General features: G+C 68.4%; 1 protein-coding gene. It reads left to right on the top strand.

All coding sequences use genetic code 11. The features are described 5' to 3' along the window. Positions 1-206, top strand: a 206-nt coding sequence (locus ACL02S_RS24365) for a hypothetical protein (RefSeq protein ID WP_412804827.1), incomplete at both ends; no start/stop codon positions are given.

Below are 206 nucleotides of genomic sequence, written 5' to 3'. Positions count from 1 at the left end.
GGCTGGTTGGCCGAAGCGGCCTGGACCCGCCGCAACCACCACCCCTACCGCGCCGGAATCCCCTTCGCCGACCACATCGAACTGTTCCAGGAATTGCAGGAGTTCGCCGGGGGCGCCGGGCAGGTGACCCGGACAGTGACCAGCAAGGCAGCCGAACCGGTGTTCGTGTTCACCGGCATGGGCCCACAATGGTGGGCCATGGCCCG

This window comes from Nocardia spongicola (genome assembly GCF_047200775.1).
Taxonomy (GTDB): domain Bacteria; phylum Actinomycetota; class Actinomycetes; order Mycobacteriales; family Mycobacteriaceae; genus Nocardia.
This window is presented reverse-complemented; position numbering and strand designations above follow the sequence as displayed.